A 14490-nucleotide genomic window follows, 5' to 3' on the forward strand; every position below is an offset into this window, starting at 1 on the left:
GCGTGGATCAGCGGGCTTCGCGTTCGTAGTGCTTGTAGTATTTGTCGGTCACCAGGTCGGTCTGCACCACCACCGCGACGTCGGTGGTGTTGAAATCGGAGTCGATCACCGCGCCGTCGCCGATGAAGCCGCCCAGCCGCAGATAGCCCTTGATCAGGGGCGGCAGCTTGTTCAGCGCGGCGCGCGAATCGATGTCATCCTGCGCCAGCCGGCGCATCTCGACATAGCGGTGCGGCAACGCCCGCGGCCGGATCGCCGGCGGCGCGAGGTGGTTGCAGTGCAGGTAGGTCAGCTCCATCGCCAGCGCATCCGGGTCGGTGCCGGGCAGGCTGGCGCAGCCGAACATCAGGTCGATGCCATGCTGGAAGACATAGGCGGCGATCCCGCGCCACAGCAACTGCATCACCGCGCGGCTGCGGTAGTCGAGATCCACGCAGGACCGGCCCAGTTCCAGGATGCGCCCGGGAGTGGCTTCGATCACCGAGATGTCGTACTCGCCCGCCGAGTAGAACCGCCCGATCTGCCGCGCGCCATCCCGCTGGATCAGCCGGTAGGTGCCGACGACACCGTCCGGTCCCTCGCCGAGCGTGTGGTCGATCACCAGCAAATGGTCCGCCACCGTGTCGTAAATATCACAGTCACGCTCTGTGGCGATGGTCGTTTCGTCCGCGTGGGCGCCCATCTCCTGGTAGAAGACGCGGTAGCGCAACGCCTGGATGGCCTCGATCTCGGCGGCGTCGGCCGCCAGGCGCACGCCCAGATTTCCGCTTCTCAGCTCCGGGAACGGCCTTGCCGCCTCGGCCAGAAGGTCACACCCGTCATGCGATATCATCGGCTGGCTCCTTTGGTCGGATCGCGCAGCCGCAGGTCGCGGCCAGCTTCGGGCGAATCGGAGAGCGGCTCGGGCGGCGGGTCGCGATCCGGCGGCGGCGCGGATCCGTCGCGACGCCGGCCAAACAGTTCAAGCCGGAGGGAAACAAGGTCGAACCCGAGGCGCGCGGCGACGGCGTGCATCAGCTGCTCATGCGCCGGGTCCTGGAATTCGATGACCTTGCCGGTGGCGATGTCGATCAGGTGGTAGTGCGGCCCGGGTTCCGTCGGCTCATAGCGGGCGCGGCCGCCGCCGAAATCCCGGCGCTCCAGGATGCCGTGCTCCTCGAACAGCCGCACGGTGCGGTAGACCGTGGCGATCGAGATGTGCTGGTCGAGCGCCGAGGCGCGGCGATAGAGTTCCTCGACATCGGGATGGTCCTCGGCCTCGGACAGGACACGTGCGACAACCCGGCGCTGGCCGGTCATCTTCAGGCCCCGTTCGACGCACAGGCGCTCGATGCGCGATTCCATACGGCTCCTTGCCCACCCGCACCGCCGTCGCCGACGGCGCCCGAGGCGTTCGCATACAATGTCCGGGTAGGGGCAGGGAAGCCCGGCGTTCGCGGGATACTGCCATGTCCAAGGCGAAACAGCCAGGTTTCGCCTTGTGACACAAATAGTTCACGGACCGCGGCTGCCCCGGGAGCGGTGCCATTGGTTGCTGCCATTGGCCGCTGCCCGGACCGGGGTCGCGGGCAGGCGAGGCCAGCGGTCAGCCGGACGGGGATCAGTCCTCCGACCTGCGCGTGCCAAGGCCGATTTCCTTGGCGAGGGAGGAGCGCTTCTCGGCGTAGCTGGGGGCTACCATCGGGTAGTTGGCGTCGAGGCCCCACTTCTGCCGGTACTGGTCAGGCGTCATGCCGTAGGCCGACGCCAGGTGGCGCTTCAGCATCTTCAGCTTCTGTCCGTCTTCCAGGCAGATAATATAATCGGGAAATACCGACTTGCGGATCGGCACGGCCGGCTGCGGCTTCTCGGCCGGTTCCGCCGGCGATTCGCCGATATGGGACAATGTCGTATAAATATCGCGGATCAGAACCGGCAGGGCGCGGTACTCGACCGGGTTGTTGGCCACGTGCGCCGCGACGATGCGGGCGGTCAGCCCGAGCAAATTGGAGTCGTTTGGCTCTTCAGCCATCGTGTAACCTTTCTAGCCGCTATGCTGGATGCATATAAGTAGCCGGTCTGCCGTTTCGCAACAGCGACTGGACAAATAGAATAAAATGGAATCGTGACGCCTATGCAAGATGTAACCCGCGAGATCGACATCACCGGCGACGTCTGCCCTATGACTTTTGTCAGAACGCGCCTGGCGCTGGACCGGATGGCGCCGGGCGAGATCCTGCTGGTCAGGCTGAAGGGCGAGGAACCAATGCGCAACGTGCCGCGCACCGCCGCCGAGCAGGGGCACGAGGTGCTTTCACAGGAAACCGATCCGGCCGGCCTCTGCACGCTGCTGATACGCCGCGGCAAGTAGGGCGGCTGCCGGCAGCCTCAGCCTGGCTCTCCGGTGTCCAACCGCAACACCAGCGCATCGGAACGGTCGGAATAATAATCCCGGCGGCGTCCGACCGTGGCAAAGCCGATCCGGGTATAGAGCGCCAGGGCGACACTATTGGCGACCGATACCTCAAGAAAAACCGCCGTGGCGCCCATGCCGGCGGCAATCATTGCCGATTTCCGCAGTAACGCCGTGGCAACGCCGCCGCGCCGTGCCTCGGGAGTCACCCCGAGGGTGAGAATTTCGCCTTCGTCGGCGGCAACACGTACAAGAATCAGGCCGCCCGAGGCATGCAGAAGGCCAAACACGCCCGGCAGTTCCAGTTGCTGCCCGAAGACAGCCTGGCTCCAGGCGTCATGCGCCGGAAAGGCCGCCGCATGGATCGCCGCCATGATTTCGGCGTGGGCCGGCGTCGCGCGATACAATTTGGTTTCGTCTGTCACCGTGGCGTTACAATCTGGTGGCGGGTGGGCGCTCGCCCGGCAGCCTGGCTTCGGGCGCGTCGACATACAGCGGTTCCGCTGCCAGGGGCGGCAATGCGCCGCGGAACCGGCGCTCGGCCACGGAAGCGACGTGCCGGCCGGTGGGCAGGGCCGCATCGGTCAGCATCACGTCGGCGCCACGGGCGGCGAGGCGCGCGGCGACCTCGGCCGCCGCCGGGCCGGCGACGGCAATCGGCCCGGGCGGGTCCGGCAGGCCGGTGACCGCAAGCGACAGGATCGCGTCCCCGGTATCCAGGAAGACCCGGCCGCGCCGGCTGGGAATCGCGCACCACAGGGTCCGGCCGCTGATGATGGGCAGCGAATCGGCCAATGCCTCCCTGACCGTCACGCCGATCACCGGGCAGCCGGCGGCGAGGCCGATGCCTTGCGCCAGGGCGATGCCGCCGCGGATGCCGGTGAAGCTGCCGGGCCCGACGGTCACCCCGACCAGGTCCAGCCCGGCCGCGGTGATGCCGGCGTCGCGCAGGCAGGCCTGCGTCATCGCCGCCAGCACCGTGGCATGGCCGCGGTCGAGGTCCTGCTGCCGGCCGGCAACGACCTGGCCGTCGGCAACGACGGTCGCCGAACAGCGGGAAACGGCTGAATCAAGGGCGAGAACAGGCATGGAGGGGACGGATACCCACTGGGGTTAAAGGAGCGGCGGTTGTTGCCGTTTCGTCATACCGGGCGAAGGCCCGTGACGATCAGGACAAGGTGTCCGGCGGGGCAAGGCCGTCTCCCGCTCGTCATGGTCGGGACAAGCCGCACGGGCGCTACAGCAGACCGCAGGTCGGTTGGGACAGGGCGACGGCGCACCCGCATCGTCATGGCCCGACTCGTCCGGGCCACCTGTCGCGGCAGACGTGCTGGAATAGGTGGCCCGGACAAGCCGGGCCATGACGATGAGGACAGGCCACCTGTGCGTCCCAACCGACCTGCGGTCTGCTGTAACCTGGTACAGCGCGCCGGAAATGCCGACGGCGCTGGATGTGGCAGAAGGCCCTCCGCGCCAGCCGTCGCGGCATAAGTGCTTGAATAGGTGGCCCGGACAAGCCAGGCCATGACCCTCGCGAACAAGCGTCCCGAAGCGTATTTTCATGGTAGAAAGCGGAGAACCACGAAGTGCCACGGAGACCGGACCTTGCTGGCTTCCCGGGATTGGAGGAACAGCATCGCTGGGGTGGCGATCAAAGCGCAGCGCAGCGTCGGCGGGACTGCTTGAAGCGGTTTATGTCTTGAACCTGGTGGACGATCTGCGTTGCATCGCTGGCTGACTCGTTCACACCCTTCGTGGCGCTTGGTGATCCTTCGCGTTCTCCGTGTTGAAAGCGGTCGCCAATCCAGGCTCCGCCGCTGCCATGACCCGCCCGGGACGACACTGTCCCCGTCGCAAGAGCGCAGGGAATGGGGGCGGGCTCTTCGGCGGCCGCTACCAGGCGACCGGGCGCGGCAAACCGCCCTGTCGTCATGGCGGCTACCCGCGACAAGACCCCGGGCACAGGCTCCGGGTAGCCATATAGGGGCAAGCTTAAAGGGACAGGACCGGGTCCATTGCGTCACCGTCATGGCCTGGCGTGTCCCCATAGGCGCTAACTTAGGCGGCGGTTGCCACCACGTCATGGTGGGCGAAGGCCCACCATCCACGCCATCCGCGGATATCGGCACCGCAAGGCGTGGATGGCGGCCCTGCGTCCGCCATGACGGCGGAACGGTTCGCCGCACCCGGCCGCTAAAGTTAGCGCCTATGGGGACACGCCAGGCCATGACGATAGGGTGACGACCATGCCCTGTTCCCCCTGAAGTTACCGCCCATGCGGACAAGCCAAGCCATGATGGACGTGCAACGGATCGCTCCGCCAGATCCTTCTCCGCCCACCGTCTTGTCCTGACATCCATGGCTTCCACTGGCCCCGCGCCCCACGGCAGGGTCATGCCAGGATGGCAGCCTCTTCAAAGGCCAGCCGCGGCGAGCGGTTGAACACACCCGACGGATCACCATAGCCGAGATTGACCAGGAAGTTCGAGCGCCAGCCGTTGCTGTGGAAGAACGCCGCGTCGACCGTGGCGTTGTCGAAGCCCGACATCGCGCCAACATCCAGCCCCAACGCCCGCGCCGCGACGATCAGGTAGGCGCCCTGCAGGGTGCCGTTGCGGAACGCCGTGGTCGCGGCCAGCGAATCATTGCTGGTGAACCACCCGACCGCGTCCGCGTTATGCGGAAAAAGCTTCGGCAGCTTCTCGTAGAACTTCGGATCATAGGCAACGATCACGGTCACCGGCGCCGCCATGGTCTTCTCGGTGTTGCCCGACGACAGCGCCGGGCGCAGCTTTTCCTTGCCTTCCTTCGTGCGGATGAAGACGAACCGCGCCGGCGAGCTGTTGGCCGAGGTTGGCCCGAATTTCATCAAATCGTATAGTTCATGTAATGTCTCGTCCGAGATCGGCCTGTCCTGCCACTTGTTGTGCGTGCGCGCCTCGCGGAACAGCAGGTCGAGGCCTGGGGCATCGATCGTCATTGGCAACTCCTGAGCAATGTTGCGATGCAGCGTGAAAGATGCGCTGCTGTCCGTCAACCTGACGGCCCACGACAGGCGCGGCGGACCTGGCCCGCGCAGCGTTCCCAGGCTGTGAAACGGCGTGCGGAACATGACCCGGAGCGCTTCCGCCCCGGGTGGAGCGCCCTAGAACTCGACCTGTTCGACCGCCACGACTTCCGGAACATAGTGGCGCAGCATGTTCTCGATGCCGTGCTTCAGCGTCGCGGTCGAGGACGGGCAGCCGGAGCAGGCGCCCTGCATGTGCAGCCGTACGATGCCGTCGCGGAAGCCGCGGAAGACGATGTCGCCGCCGTCGCCGGCCACCGCCGGGCGCACGCGGGTGTCGATCAGTTCCTTGATCTGCTCGACGACCTCACGATCCGCCGGATCGATCTCCTCCTCGTTGAAGCCATCCTCGTCGCCCTCGATCACCGGCCGGCCGGCGACGAAATGGTCCATGATGACGCCGAGCACCTGCGGCTTCAGCGCGTGCCAGCTGAATTCGTCGGTCTTGGTGACGGTGACGAAATCGCCGCCGAGGAACACCCGCGCCACGCCCGGCAGGCCGAACAAAGCGGTTGCCAGCGGGCTGCGCGCGGCGGTGCCGGCGGAGGCGAAATCGGCGGTGGACAGGCCCATGACCTCACGACCAGGCAGGAACTTCAGGGTCGCGGGGTTCGGGGTGCCTTCGGTTTCGATAAACATGGGGAAGCGCGGTCCTCGCTATAAATACGGTTTAATCCGGACCTCGGTGGTCCACTCTGCGGCGATACATCGGTCAAGTCGCAACATATGACAAGAGGCAGCCGGCGCGGAAAACTCAGTCGGCCGCGATGGAAACGCCGCCCAGCCGCGCAGCCTCGGCATAGGCTCTGACGGCGGCGCCGAAGTGCTCGAAGATGGTGCGCGAGACGGGGTCGGTGCGCCAGTCATACTCCGGGTGCCATTGCACGCCGACGGCGAACCCGGTCGCCGAACCGGCCTGGCTGGCGGTGGCGCGCACGGCCTCGATCGTCCCGTCCGGCGCGATGGCCTCGGTGACCAGGGCCGGCGCCAGCATGTTGACCCCCTGGTTGTGCAGCGAGTTCACCGCCAGCGTCGCCGTGCCGGCCAGGCGGTGCAGCCAGCCGCCGGGCGTCAGCCGCACCGCATGCGCCTTGCCCTGGCGCACGCCGGCCGCGGGCTGCATCGGCGTCGAGTGGTCGATGCGGTCGGGCAGGTCCTGCAGCCGCTGGTGCAGCGAGCCGCCCAGGGCGACGTTCAGCTCCTGGAAGCCGCGGCAGATCGCCAGCAGCGGCACGCCGCGGGCAACGGCGGCGCGGATCAGCGGCATGGTGAAGCCGTCGCGCGCCGGGTCCTCCGGCGTGCCCTCGGCGTGCGGCGGGCCGTCGTACAGCGTGGGCTGCACGTTGGAGCGGCTGCCGGTCAGGATGATGCCGTCCAGGCGATCGAGCAGGGTCTCGATGTCGGCGGTGGGGCCGCAGGCGGGCAGCAGGATCGGGACGGCGCGGATAACCTCGTCGGTGACGCGTACGTAGGTGTCGGAGGCCGCATGGTTCGGCATGCCGAAGACGCCGAACTGCTTGGTGCAGCAACTGATGCCGATCAATGGCTTGACGACGCGCGGGGACCTCATGTCAGCAAGGATCATCTCCCAGATTCACGGCGAAAAGAAGACAATTCGACGCTCCCGCCACATGTTTGTCATGCGCGCGGGAAGGCAAGGCCCCCGGGCGGACGCGTCAGGGGCGGACGCGTCAGGGGCGGACGCGTCAGGGGCGGTTGGCGGCTGGGGTGGTGACCTGCTCGAACAACTGCGGGTCGAAACTGCCGCCAAGCTGGACGTCGGAGAGCGTGACGTGAGTGACCCGACGCTGCGCGTCCACCACGGTCCATTGCTTCAGCGCCAGCGGGGTGTCGGCGAAGATCAGCGTCAGCGACCCGTCGCCGGGGCTCTCCGTGCGCACCATCGTCATCTGCAACTGGCCCGGCAAGCGCTGGATGTCGGTGACGGTGACGGCGCCGGTCAGGCTGACGTGGTCCGCCAGCAGGATGCCGAGCGGCGTGCGGTTCAGGGGGATCTTGCTGGTCTGGTCCAGCGACGAGTCATGGAACGTCAGCACCCCGTGCGAGGCGACCAGCAGGAACGGCGCCGGCGGCTTGTACTGGAACCGCATCTTGCCCGGGCGCTGCAGCCAGGCGGTACCTTCGGAGATCTGGCCGTCCTCGGTGGTCTGGATGAAGTGTGCCTTCAGCGTCCTCAGCCCGTTCAGATAATTCTCGACCCGCGCGATGTCGTAGCGATCGGCGGCGGAAGACTTCGCGGCCCGGGCGGCGGACGGCAGCAGGGCGGCGGCGAGCAGCAGGAATCGACGGGAAATCATGCCGGACATTTGCCGCCCCGGCCGCCGGTTTGCAAATGATATCCGGCTCATCGGCGATCCGCCTTCGTCGTCATGGCGGTCGCCGCCATCCCGAGGTCAATGCGACATTCCGCCTATTCCGCCGGCGCCGGTACGGCCGCGGCCCACAGCGCCGGCTCCAGCTCTTCGGGGCGGTTGGGGAAGAACAGCGCGCAGCCCAGGGTGACGACCGAGAACGCCGCCAGCACCAGGGTGGCCGTGGCGACGCTGCCGGTGCGTTCATGCAGGATCGACACCAACGGCGCCGCGGCGGCCGCGCCCAGGAAGCCGACGAAGAAGCGGACGGAATAGATCCGCGCCCGCAGCGCCGGGGAGATGTAGCGCGCCGCCATCGTCTCGTTCACCGTCACCTGGCCGAAGATCGAGGCCGCCACCACGCCGGCCAGCGGCAGCGCCAGCCAGCCCTGGGCGAACGACAGCGCCGCCATCGCCGGCGCCAGCACCAGGCTGACCGGCAGGAACACCCGCTTCAGCGTATTGCGGTCGATCATCCGCCCGACCGAGAACTGCGTCAGCGCGCCGCACAGCGTCACCAGGAACGCCGCGGCGCCGACCAGCGGCAGCAGCGCGGCGTTGCCGGCCAGGCGCTCCTGCAACAGTTTCGGCAGCAGGATCGTATAGGCGTTGAACACCAGCCCCGACGACATGGCGATCAGCATCAGGACCAGCACCGCGCGCCGCACCAGGTGGCGCGGGATGGGCGGGAAGGGACGGGCGCCGACATGCGCGCTGGCGTGGGCGAGCGGCGTGCGCATCCAGGCCAGGCCGGCCAGGGCGCAGAACAGCCCGGGCGCGACGAACGCGGCCCGCCAGCCCAGCGCGTTGGCCAGGAACGCGGTGATCACCGGCGCCAGAGCGACGCCCAGGTTGCCGAACACGCCGTTGACGCCGATGGAGCGGCCCGGCCGGTCGCCGGCGGCCTCGACCAGCATGGTGGTGCCGATGGGGTGGTAGATCGCGGTGAAGCCACCGGCGGCGGCGAGCGCCACCGCCAGCATCAGCGGCGAACGCGCCAGGCCGGCGGCGGCCAGGCTGGCCCCGGTGCCCAGGAAGAACGCCGTCATCAGCGCCTTGCGCCCGTAATGCTGCACCAGCCAGCCCTGCGGCAGCGACAGCAGCCCGTACAGCACGAACATCCCCGTCGCCAGCGCCAGGATCGGCCCGTAGTCCGCACCGAACGGCCCGCCCGGCACCGCCATCGCCAGCACGGCGGTGGGCAGGATCAGCAGGCTGTAGTGGGTGATGCTGTGGGCGGTGTTGATGAACACGATCTGCCGGGCGGCGGGAGTCATGGACGGTTCCTCCTCAGGGCGCGGCTTCGGCTGGTGCCCCGGGTAGCCGCCATGACGGTTGAAACGTCCGTGCCACGCCAGGAGCGGTTGTTCTGCGTCAAGCCCTTTGCTGGATCCGGCATCGGCTTTCTTCCCTCACTCCCACCTGGCTGATGCGCCGGAAATGCCGGCTCCCGGTATGACAATTGCGATCGCTGGCGCCTCGACATCACCTTCACCGATGTTATCGTTCTTGTCCATGTTGCGGGTCCGGCGGGATGCGACGCCGTTCTGACAGGTGTAAGCACCACCGCATCGGCCAGGCCGCGTGCGCTCCGGCGTGCCCGGATCGTCGTGCCCGTCATCGGTTCGCATTCGACATCCGCAGTGGCGGCACGTGCCCCCGGCTCGCCAGCCGGCTGCGCCCGAGATGGCCGCTGCTCGGGCCATGTCTTTTCCAACCGCTGCATTTTCCGGAGTCCGCTTGCTGCCCGCGATACGACGCGTCCTGTGCCGGAGGGCGAGTGCCGCAAGTAATTTGCGCCGGTCCATCCGGAACTCGGTGTTCTGAACGAAGGAATATTTGACCATTCGAAAAAACCAAATTCAGGACAACCGCTTTATTGACATATCTCAACACCTCGCTTCGTGAATCAATTTAACCATTGGCGTAAGGCCCTGCATCTGACGTTCGCCGGCGCCTGACGATGCCATGGACGGCCGGGGCGTGATGCCTCCGTGCGGAACAGATGGTTTCCATGATGCCGTTACGGGGCCAGGGATCTCAATTCCTGCAGCGTATGCGGGTCATGGAACGCAGTCCTGCATTCTCCGGAGGAACAATGCCGAGCACGCCATCAGCCAACGGCACGGTCGTTACCGCAAACGGCGGTACGATTACGGATACGCACTATAACAATTGGACTCTTTCCAACGGGCAGGTCGCGGTCAACGGCGTCGTTGATCCCACCACCGCCAATGTCATCGAACTGGCCTATGTCAATGGGTCCGTCTGGCAGGAGAACGCCGGTGATCTGTGGTGGGCCAAGTCCAGTCCCGGCGGCACGTGGCTGCCCGCCAACGGCACACCGGTCAGCCCGCTGTTCGTTTCGATCGGTCCGATATCGGCAAATGACACGGTGGCGACGGCGCCGGGTCAGACGATCACCGACGCCAGCCACAACGTGTGGTCGCTCAGCGCCGGCGGACAGGTGGTGACGGATGGCGTCGTCGATCCCGCCACCGCCAAAGTCATCGAACTGGCCTATGTCAACGGACAGCTCTGGCAGGAGAATGCCAGTCATCTGTGGTGGGCAAAATCCAGTCCCGGCGCCCCGTGGCTGCCTGCCCCGGGCACCTCCACCAGCCCGCTGCCGGCGTCGGGGATTGTCTCGGCGAACAACACGGTTGTTATGCTCAGCGGCCAGATCACCGATGCCAACCACAATACCTGGTCGATCAGTGCCCATGGGCAGGTCGTCGTGAACGGCGTGGCCGATCCGACCACCGCCAACGTGATCGCGCTGGCTTACGAGAACGGCCAGCTCTGGCAGGAAAACAGCAGCGACCTGTGGTGGACCAAGTCGAAGCCCAGCGATATCTGGCAGCCTGCCCATGGCACGTCCGCCAGCCCGATTCCCACCCGGCTCTGGGTCGGCGGCGGCGGCAATGCGGCGGGCAATCCGGCCAACTGGTCGCCGGCCGGCGTGCCGCAGCCGGGCGATACGCTGCAGATCGCCGGCGGCAAGACGATCAACGTGATGGGCAATGATCTGGCGGGCGACACGCTGACTGTCACCGGAACCGGTTCCGCGGGACCCCGTGTCACGATCAACGCCAGCCACAAGGCCCAGCTCAATCTGCAGGATTATAATGCGCCCGTCACCCTGAACGTGTCGGACACGGTTTCGCTCAATGCGATATCGCAATACGGCCTGGATGCCTCCGGCGGCACAATCCAGTTCATCGGCAACAACGCGCTCGGACACAGCTCGGTGCTCAACGCCACCCTGAGCGGCAGCGCGACCGTCCTGCTGGCCGGCTCGCCGGGTGAGGGCGCCTCGGCCGAGATCAACGGCGCGGCCGGGCCGAATCTGACGTTCAGCCTGCAAGGCCTGGCGAGCATGCAGATCGACCATCCCGGTCAGTTCGCCGGCGCATTGAACCTCTCCGGCAATACCCCGCCGTTCGGGACGGTGCTGCTGGCCGGGCTGACCGCCACCAGGGGCACGCTGATGAGCGGCGTCCTGAGCCTGTTCAATGGCAACCAACTGGTCGAGCACGTCCGGGTAGGCGGCTATACGGCCAATCTGGGGCTGGACCAGACGAGCGCGGGTGTCATTCTCAACCAGACTCACTCGGGCTCCATTCCGTTGACGATCGCATAGGCCCGCCGACGCGGCGCGGCGCGCCAACACTGGTCCCGGTGAATGGCGCGCCGCCGTTTCGCATCCCTGGTAAGGCGCCCGGCGTGCAACGATCCAGGCGTCGCCGCGGCTGCTTCACCGCGTGCCGTAGAACCGGTCGCCGGCGTCCCCCAGCCCGGGCCGGATGTAGCCGTGGCTGTCCAGTTCGCGGTCGATCGCGCCGGTGAAAACGGGCACGTCGGGATGTGCCCCGGTGAATGCCGCGATCCCCTCCGGCGCGGCCAGCAGGCAGACGAATTTCATCGCCGTCACCCCCGCTTGTCTCAGCCGGCTCGCCGCCGCGGCTGCCGAGTGCCCGGTCGCCAGCATCGGATCCACCAGAATCACCAGCCGATCGGCGATGTCGCTGGGGAGCTTCAGGTAGTATTGCACCGGCTGCAGCGTCGCCGGGTCACGGTACAACCCGATATGGCCGACGCGGGCCGAGGGCACCAGGTCGAGCATGCCCTCCAGGATGCCGTTGCCCGCGCGCAGGATCGAGACGATGCACAGCTTCTTGCCGAGCAGGTAGTCGGCGCGCATCGGCTCAAGCGGCGTTTCGATGTCGATCTCTTGCAATGGCAGGTCGCGGGTGACCTCATAGGCCATCAGCAGGCTGATCTCGCGGGCGACCTGCCGGAACTTTCCGGTTGGAGTCTCCTTGTCCCGCAGCAGCGTCAGCTTGTGCCGCAGCAGCGGATGATCCAGCACCGTGATTGTCGCCATGAGTCTGCTTCCCTATGTTACCCGCCTGGGCTACCCGCCTGGCCGCGACGATCCGCACGACCACCAGGGCACGGACGATACCGGCAAAGGAAAACAATGTCGTCAGGGTTCCCAACCCATGCGGCAGCGGGGTGATGACGCTGGTGGCCAGGCCGACGGTGTCCGGCGGCAGGGTGTGGCTGCGGCCGGCAGCGTGCAGGCGAATGCGTCTCGGGACAGGGTGACCCCGGCCAGGGGAATGCCGATCATGATGCACGCGCCGCTTCTATAACGATAACCGAACAATGCTCGTTATCGCGGGTATTAGTTGCCGCCTCCAACCCGGCATGGCCGCCTGTGGAAGTGGATACCGGCAGGTGTCCCGCTCCCGGACACGGGCAAGGAACAAGGACATGGTGGGGATGGAAGCGACACCCAGGCTCAGCCGGCGCCGGCCGGTGTTGCGGGCCGCATGGCTGGCCGCCGCGTTCGTCGCCGCGGCCGGCACCGCGACGGCCGCGGACTGGCCGATGATCAGCCACGATCCGTCGGGCAACCACAGCCAGCCGGACGAGACCGCCATCAGCGCCGCCAATGTCAGCCGCCTTGCGCCGCACTGGGTGCTGACCGTCGCGGGCATCGTCACTGCCACCCCGGCGGTGGTGAACGGCGCCGTGTATTTTCCTGACTCGGGCGGCAAGTTCTGGAAGGTCGACGCCAGGACCGGCCGGGTGGCCTGGTCCGTATCGGTTGCCGAACTGACCGGCGGCGGGAAGGCGTCCTCCCGCACCAGCCCGGCCTATGCCGACGGCATGGTGTTCATCGGCGCCAATGCCGGCGCGCAGCTGATTGCCGTGGACGCCGGCACTGGCCGGAAGCGCTGGATGACGCAGCTCGACACCCATCCGTCGGCGCTGCTGACCGGCTCGCCGGTTGTCGTCGGCGACCGGATCTACATGCCGGTGTCGTCGAACGAGCAGATGGCGGCGGCGAAGCCCGGCTACGCCTGCTGCACCTTCCGCGGCAGCCTGGTCGCGCTGGACATCCATACCGGGAAGATCGTGTGGAAGACCTACACGATGCCCGACAACGGCGGCCGGGCAGGCGGCTTCAGCGGCGGCGCGGCGCTGGCGATTCCCGCGGTCGATGCCGAAAAGGGCATCATCTGGTTCGCGACCGACCATCAGTACACCCAGCCGGAGTCGGTCGTCGCCTGTCTTGCCGGGGCGGCGGATGACTGGAAGCCGGGGTGCTATCCGCCCGACGCGCGATTCAATTCCCTCGTTGCGCTCGATCTTGCCACCGGCCAGCCGAAATGGTCGTTCCGCGGTTCGGGCGCGGACGTGTACCGGTTCGCCTGCGGCACGTTGCCGCAGCCGTGGGACGCGCTGGCCAAGGACTATACCGGCGCCGGCCCGGCCCGCTATTGCCCGCCGGCCGGCGACTTCCTGGACTGGTCCTTCGCGACCGGGTCGCCGCAGCTGTTCCGCGCCACGGCTGGCGGCAAGCCACGCGACCTGGTGGGCGTCGGCGAGAAGAGCGGCATCTACTGGGTGTTCGACGCCCTGACCGGCGAGCCGGTCTGGCACACCCTGATCGGCCCCTATTCCGAGCCGGGCGGCATCACCTGGGGCGCGGCGTATGACGGGAACCGCATCTATGTCACGCTGGCCAACGTCGACCACACGCCGTACCGGTTGGCCTCCGGCCGGATCGCCGAGGGCGGCTTCTGGACGGCGCTCGATCCGGCCACCGGCAAGGTCGTCTGGCAGACCGCCGAACCGAAGGGCGCGCTGGTCTATGCCGCCCCGGTCGTCGCCAACGGCGTGCTGTATGTCTCGTCGCTGGAAAAGGGCGAGGGCAAGCAGTTGTACGCGCTCGATCCGGCGACCGGCGCGATCCTGTGGCAATTCTCCACTGGCGGCTCGGTGATGGCGCACCCGGCGGTGGCCGACGGCATGGTGTTCTGGGGCTCGGGCGCTCCGTCGTGGTTCCCCGAGGCGGTGGGCAACGACAAGGTCTTCGGCCTGAGCGTCGACGGGCGCTAGTACCGCTCGCCGGAAGAATCGACCCTGTTGGACGTGGCGGAGGGTGCGCCGCCGCTTGCCTTGGCCATGGGCCGCAACGACTGGGCGGCTGGGTCCGGTCCCTGGCGGATGGTGCCAGAGTCATCCGGAACTGTCCGTGCCTGTTCATCCTTCCGTAATTTTCAACACGGAGAAAGCGGAGGGCCACCAAGGGCCACGAAGACCGGACCTTGCTGGCGGATCGGGACCTGGCCAGGCGCAGGATC

Annotated in this window: 15 protein-coding genes; 3 read left to right on the forward strand and 12 right to left on the reverse strand. The window is 67.2% G+C overall.

Going from position 1 to position 14490, the window contains the following annotated elements; translation table 11 throughout:
* Positions 1-7: 7 nt before the first annotated feature.
* The 3 genes from CCS01_RS22810 to CCS01_RS22820 form a co-directional block, all read right to left on the reverse strand.
* The gene (locus CCS01_RS22810) at positions 8-832 is read right to left on the reverse strand and encodes a GNAT family N-acetyltransferase (RefSeq protein WP_104521063.1); all 825 of its coding nucleotides are present in this window, start codon (positions 830-832) and stop codon (positions 8-10) included.
* Positions 829-1344, reverse strand: coding sequence for a Fur family transcriptional regulator (locus CCS01_RS22815; RefSeq protein WP_104521064.1), 516 nt, complete (start codon positions 1342-1344; stop codon positions 829-831). Before CCS01_RS22815 ends, CCS01_RS22810 begins: the two co-directional genes overlap by 4 nt.
* A gap of 256 nt (positions 1345-1600) precedes the next feature.
* Entirely contained in the window at positions 1601-2011 is a 411-nt protein-coding gene (locus CCS01_RS22820; RefSeq protein WP_104521065.1) for a MucR family transcriptional regulator, read from the reverse strand.
* A gap of 102 nt (positions 2012-2113) precedes the next feature.
* On the opposite strand from CCS01_RS22820, the gene CCS01_RS22825 reads away from it, so the two are divergent.
* A complete protein-coding gene (locus CCS01_RS22825; RefSeq protein ID WP_104521066.1) occupies positions 2114-2350 on the forward strand; it encodes a sulfurtransferase TusA family protein in 237 nt (78 codons plus the stop codon).
* Between the two features lie 17 nt (positions 2351-2367).
* Here CCS01_RS22825 and CCS01_RS22830 read toward each other — a convergent pair whose 3' ends face one another.
* From CCS01_RS22830 to CCS01_RS33105, 8 genes are all read right to left on the reverse strand, one after another.
* A complete protein-coding gene (locus CCS01_RS22830; protein ID WP_104521082.1) occupies positions 2368-2766 on the reverse strand; it encodes a GNAT family N-acetyltransferase in 399 nt (132 codons plus the stop codon).
* A 58-nt stretch (positions 2767-2824) separates the two neighbouring features.
* Positions 2825-3481, reverse strand: a complete 657-nt coding sequence (tsaB, locus tag CCS01_RS22835; RefSeq protein WP_104521067.1) for a tRNA (adenosine(37)-N6)-threonylcarbamoyltransferase complex dimerization subunit type 1 TsaB — start codon at positions 3479-3481, stop codon at positions 2825-2827.
* 1303 nt (positions 3482-4784) lie between these two features.
* Positions 4785-5372, reverse strand: a complete 588-nt coding sequence (locus tag CCS01_RS22840) for a malonic semialdehyde reductase (protein ID WP_104521083.1) — start codon at positions 5370-5372, stop codon at positions 4785-4787.
* Between the two features lie 165 nt (positions 5373-5537).
* Complete coding sequence (locus CCS01_RS22845) at positions 5538-6098, reverse strand: NifU family protein (protein WP_104521068.1); 561 nt, start codon at positions 6096-6098, stop codon at positions 5538-5540.
* A gap of 115 nt (positions 6099-6213) precedes the next feature.
* Positions 6214-7029: a gamma-glutamyl-gamma-aminobutyrate hydrolase family protein gene (locus tag CCS01_RS22850; RefSeq protein ID WP_104521084.1), complete on the reverse strand. Its 816-nt coding sequence runs from the start codon at positions 7027-7029 to the stop codon at positions 6214-6216.
* A 136-nt stretch (positions 7030-7165) separates the two neighbouring features.
* A complete protein-coding gene (locus CCS01_RS22855) occupies positions 7166-7777 on the reverse strand; it encodes a LolA family protein (protein ID WP_104521085.1) in 612 nt (203 codons plus the stop codon).
* Positions 7778-7890: 113 nt separating this feature from the next.
* Positions 7891-9108, reverse strand: coding sequence for an MFS transporter (locus tag CCS01_RS22860; protein WP_104521069.1), 1218 nt, complete (start codon positions 9106-9108; stop codon positions 7891-7893).
* Between the two features lie 135 nt (positions 9109-9243).
* Positions 9244-9462 carry a hypothetical protein gene (locus CCS01_RS33105; RefSeq protein ID WP_146101908.1) on the reverse strand — a complete coding sequence of 73 codons (219 nt, stop codon included), beginning with the start codon at positions 9460-9462 and terminating at the stop codon, positions 9244-9246.
* A gap of 374 nt (positions 9463-9836) precedes the next feature.
* On the opposite strand from CCS01_RS33105, the gene CCS01_RS22865 reads away from it, so the two are divergent.
* Entirely contained in the window at positions 9837-11474 is a 1638-nt protein-coding gene (locus CCS01_RS22865; RefSeq protein ID WP_146101909.1) for a hypothetical protein, read from the forward strand.
* Positions 11475-11588: 114 nt separating this feature from the next.
* Here CCS01_RS22865 and upp read toward each other — a convergent pair whose 3' ends face one another.
* The gene (gene upp, locus CCS01_RS22870; RefSeq protein WP_104521071.1) at positions 11589-12218 is read right to left on the reverse strand and encodes a uracil phosphoribosyltransferase; all 630 of its coding nucleotides are present in this window, start codon (positions 12216-12218) and stop codon (positions 11589-11591) included.
* Between the two features lie 392 nt (positions 12219-12610).
* Between upp and CCS01_RS22875 the strand changes: the two genes are divergently transcribed.
* Positions 12611-14245 carry an outer membrane protein assembly factor BamB family protein gene (locus tag CCS01_RS22875; protein ID WP_158258553.1) on the forward strand — a complete coding sequence of 545 codons (1635 nt, stop codon included), beginning with the start codon at positions 12611-12613 and terminating at the stop codon, positions 14243-14245.
* Positions 14246-14490 lie beyond the last annotated feature (245 nt).

It is taken from the genome of Rhodopila globiformis (genome assembly GCF_002937115.1).
In the GTDB taxonomy this organism is placed as follows: Bacteria; Pseudomonadota; Alphaproteobacteria; order Acetobacterales; family Acetobacteraceae; genus Rhodopila; species Rhodopila globiformis.

What these genes read in the sequence shown, in the direction of transcription:
- CCS01_RS22825 (WP_104521066.1), top strand. Translation starts at nt 2,114, where the DNA reads ATGCAAGATGTAACCCGCGAGATCGACATCACCGGCGACGTCTGCCCT.
- tsaB (WP_104521067.1), bottom strand. Translation starts at nt 3,481, where the DNA reads ATGCCTGTTCTCGCCCTTGATTCAGCCGTTTCCCGCTGTTCGGCGACC.
- CCS01_RS22875 (WP_158258553.1), top strand. Translation starts at nt 12,611, where the DNA reads ATGGTGGGGATGGAAGCGACACCCAGGCTCAGCCGGCGCCGGCCGGTG.
- CCS01_RS22840 (WP_104521083.1), bottom strand. Translation starts at nt 5,372, where the DNA reads ATGACGATCGATGCCCCAGGCCTCGACCTGCTGTTCCGCGAGGCGCGC.
- CCS01_RS33105 (WP_146101908.1), bottom strand. Translation starts at nt 9,462, where the DNA reads ATGCGAACCGATGACGGGCACGACGATCCGGGCACGCCGGAGCGCACG.
- CCS01_RS22855 (WP_104521085.1), bottom strand. Translation starts at nt 7,777, where the DNA reads ATGATTTCCCGTCGATTCCTGCTGCTCGCCGCCGCCCTGCTGCCGTCC.
- CCS01_RS22830 (WP_104521082.1), bottom strand. Translation starts at nt 2,766, where the DNA reads ATGGCGGCGATCCATGCGGCGGCCTTTCCGGCGCATGACGCCTGGAGC.
- CCS01_RS22845 (WP_104521068.1), bottom strand. Translation starts at nt 6,098, where the DNA reads ATGTTTATCGAAACCGAAGGCACCCCGAACCCCGCGACCCTGAAGTTC.
- CCS01_RS22860 (WP_104521069.1), bottom strand. Translation starts at nt 9,108, where the DNA reads ATGACTCCCGCCGCCCGGCAGATCGTGTTCATCAACACCGCCCACAGC.
- CCS01_RS22815 (WP_104521064.1), bottom strand. Translation starts at nt 1,344, where the DNA reads ATGGAATCGCGCATCGAGCGCCTGTGCGTCGAACGGGGCCTGAAGATG.
- CCS01_RS22820 (WP_104521065.1), bottom strand. Translation starts at nt 2,011, where the DNA reads ATGGCTGAAGAGCCAAACGACTCCAATTTGCTCGGGCTGACCGCCCGC.
- upp (WP_104521071.1), bottom strand. Translation starts at nt 12,218, where the DNA reads ATGGCGACAATCACGGTGCTGGATCATCCGCTGCTGCGGCACAAGCTG.
- CCS01_RS22850 (WP_104521084.1), bottom strand. Translation starts at nt 7,029, where the DNA reads ATGAGGTCCCCGCGCGTCGTCAAGCCATTGATCGGCATCAGTTGCTGC.
- CCS01_RS22865 (WP_146101909.1), top strand. Translation starts at nt 9,837, where the DNA reads ATGGTTTCCATGATGCCGTTACGGGGCCAGGGATCTCAATTCCTGCAG.
- CCS01_RS22810 (WP_104521063.1), bottom strand. Translation starts at nt 832, where the DNA reads ATGATATCGCATGACGGGTGTGACCTTCTGGCCGAGGCGGCAAGGCCG.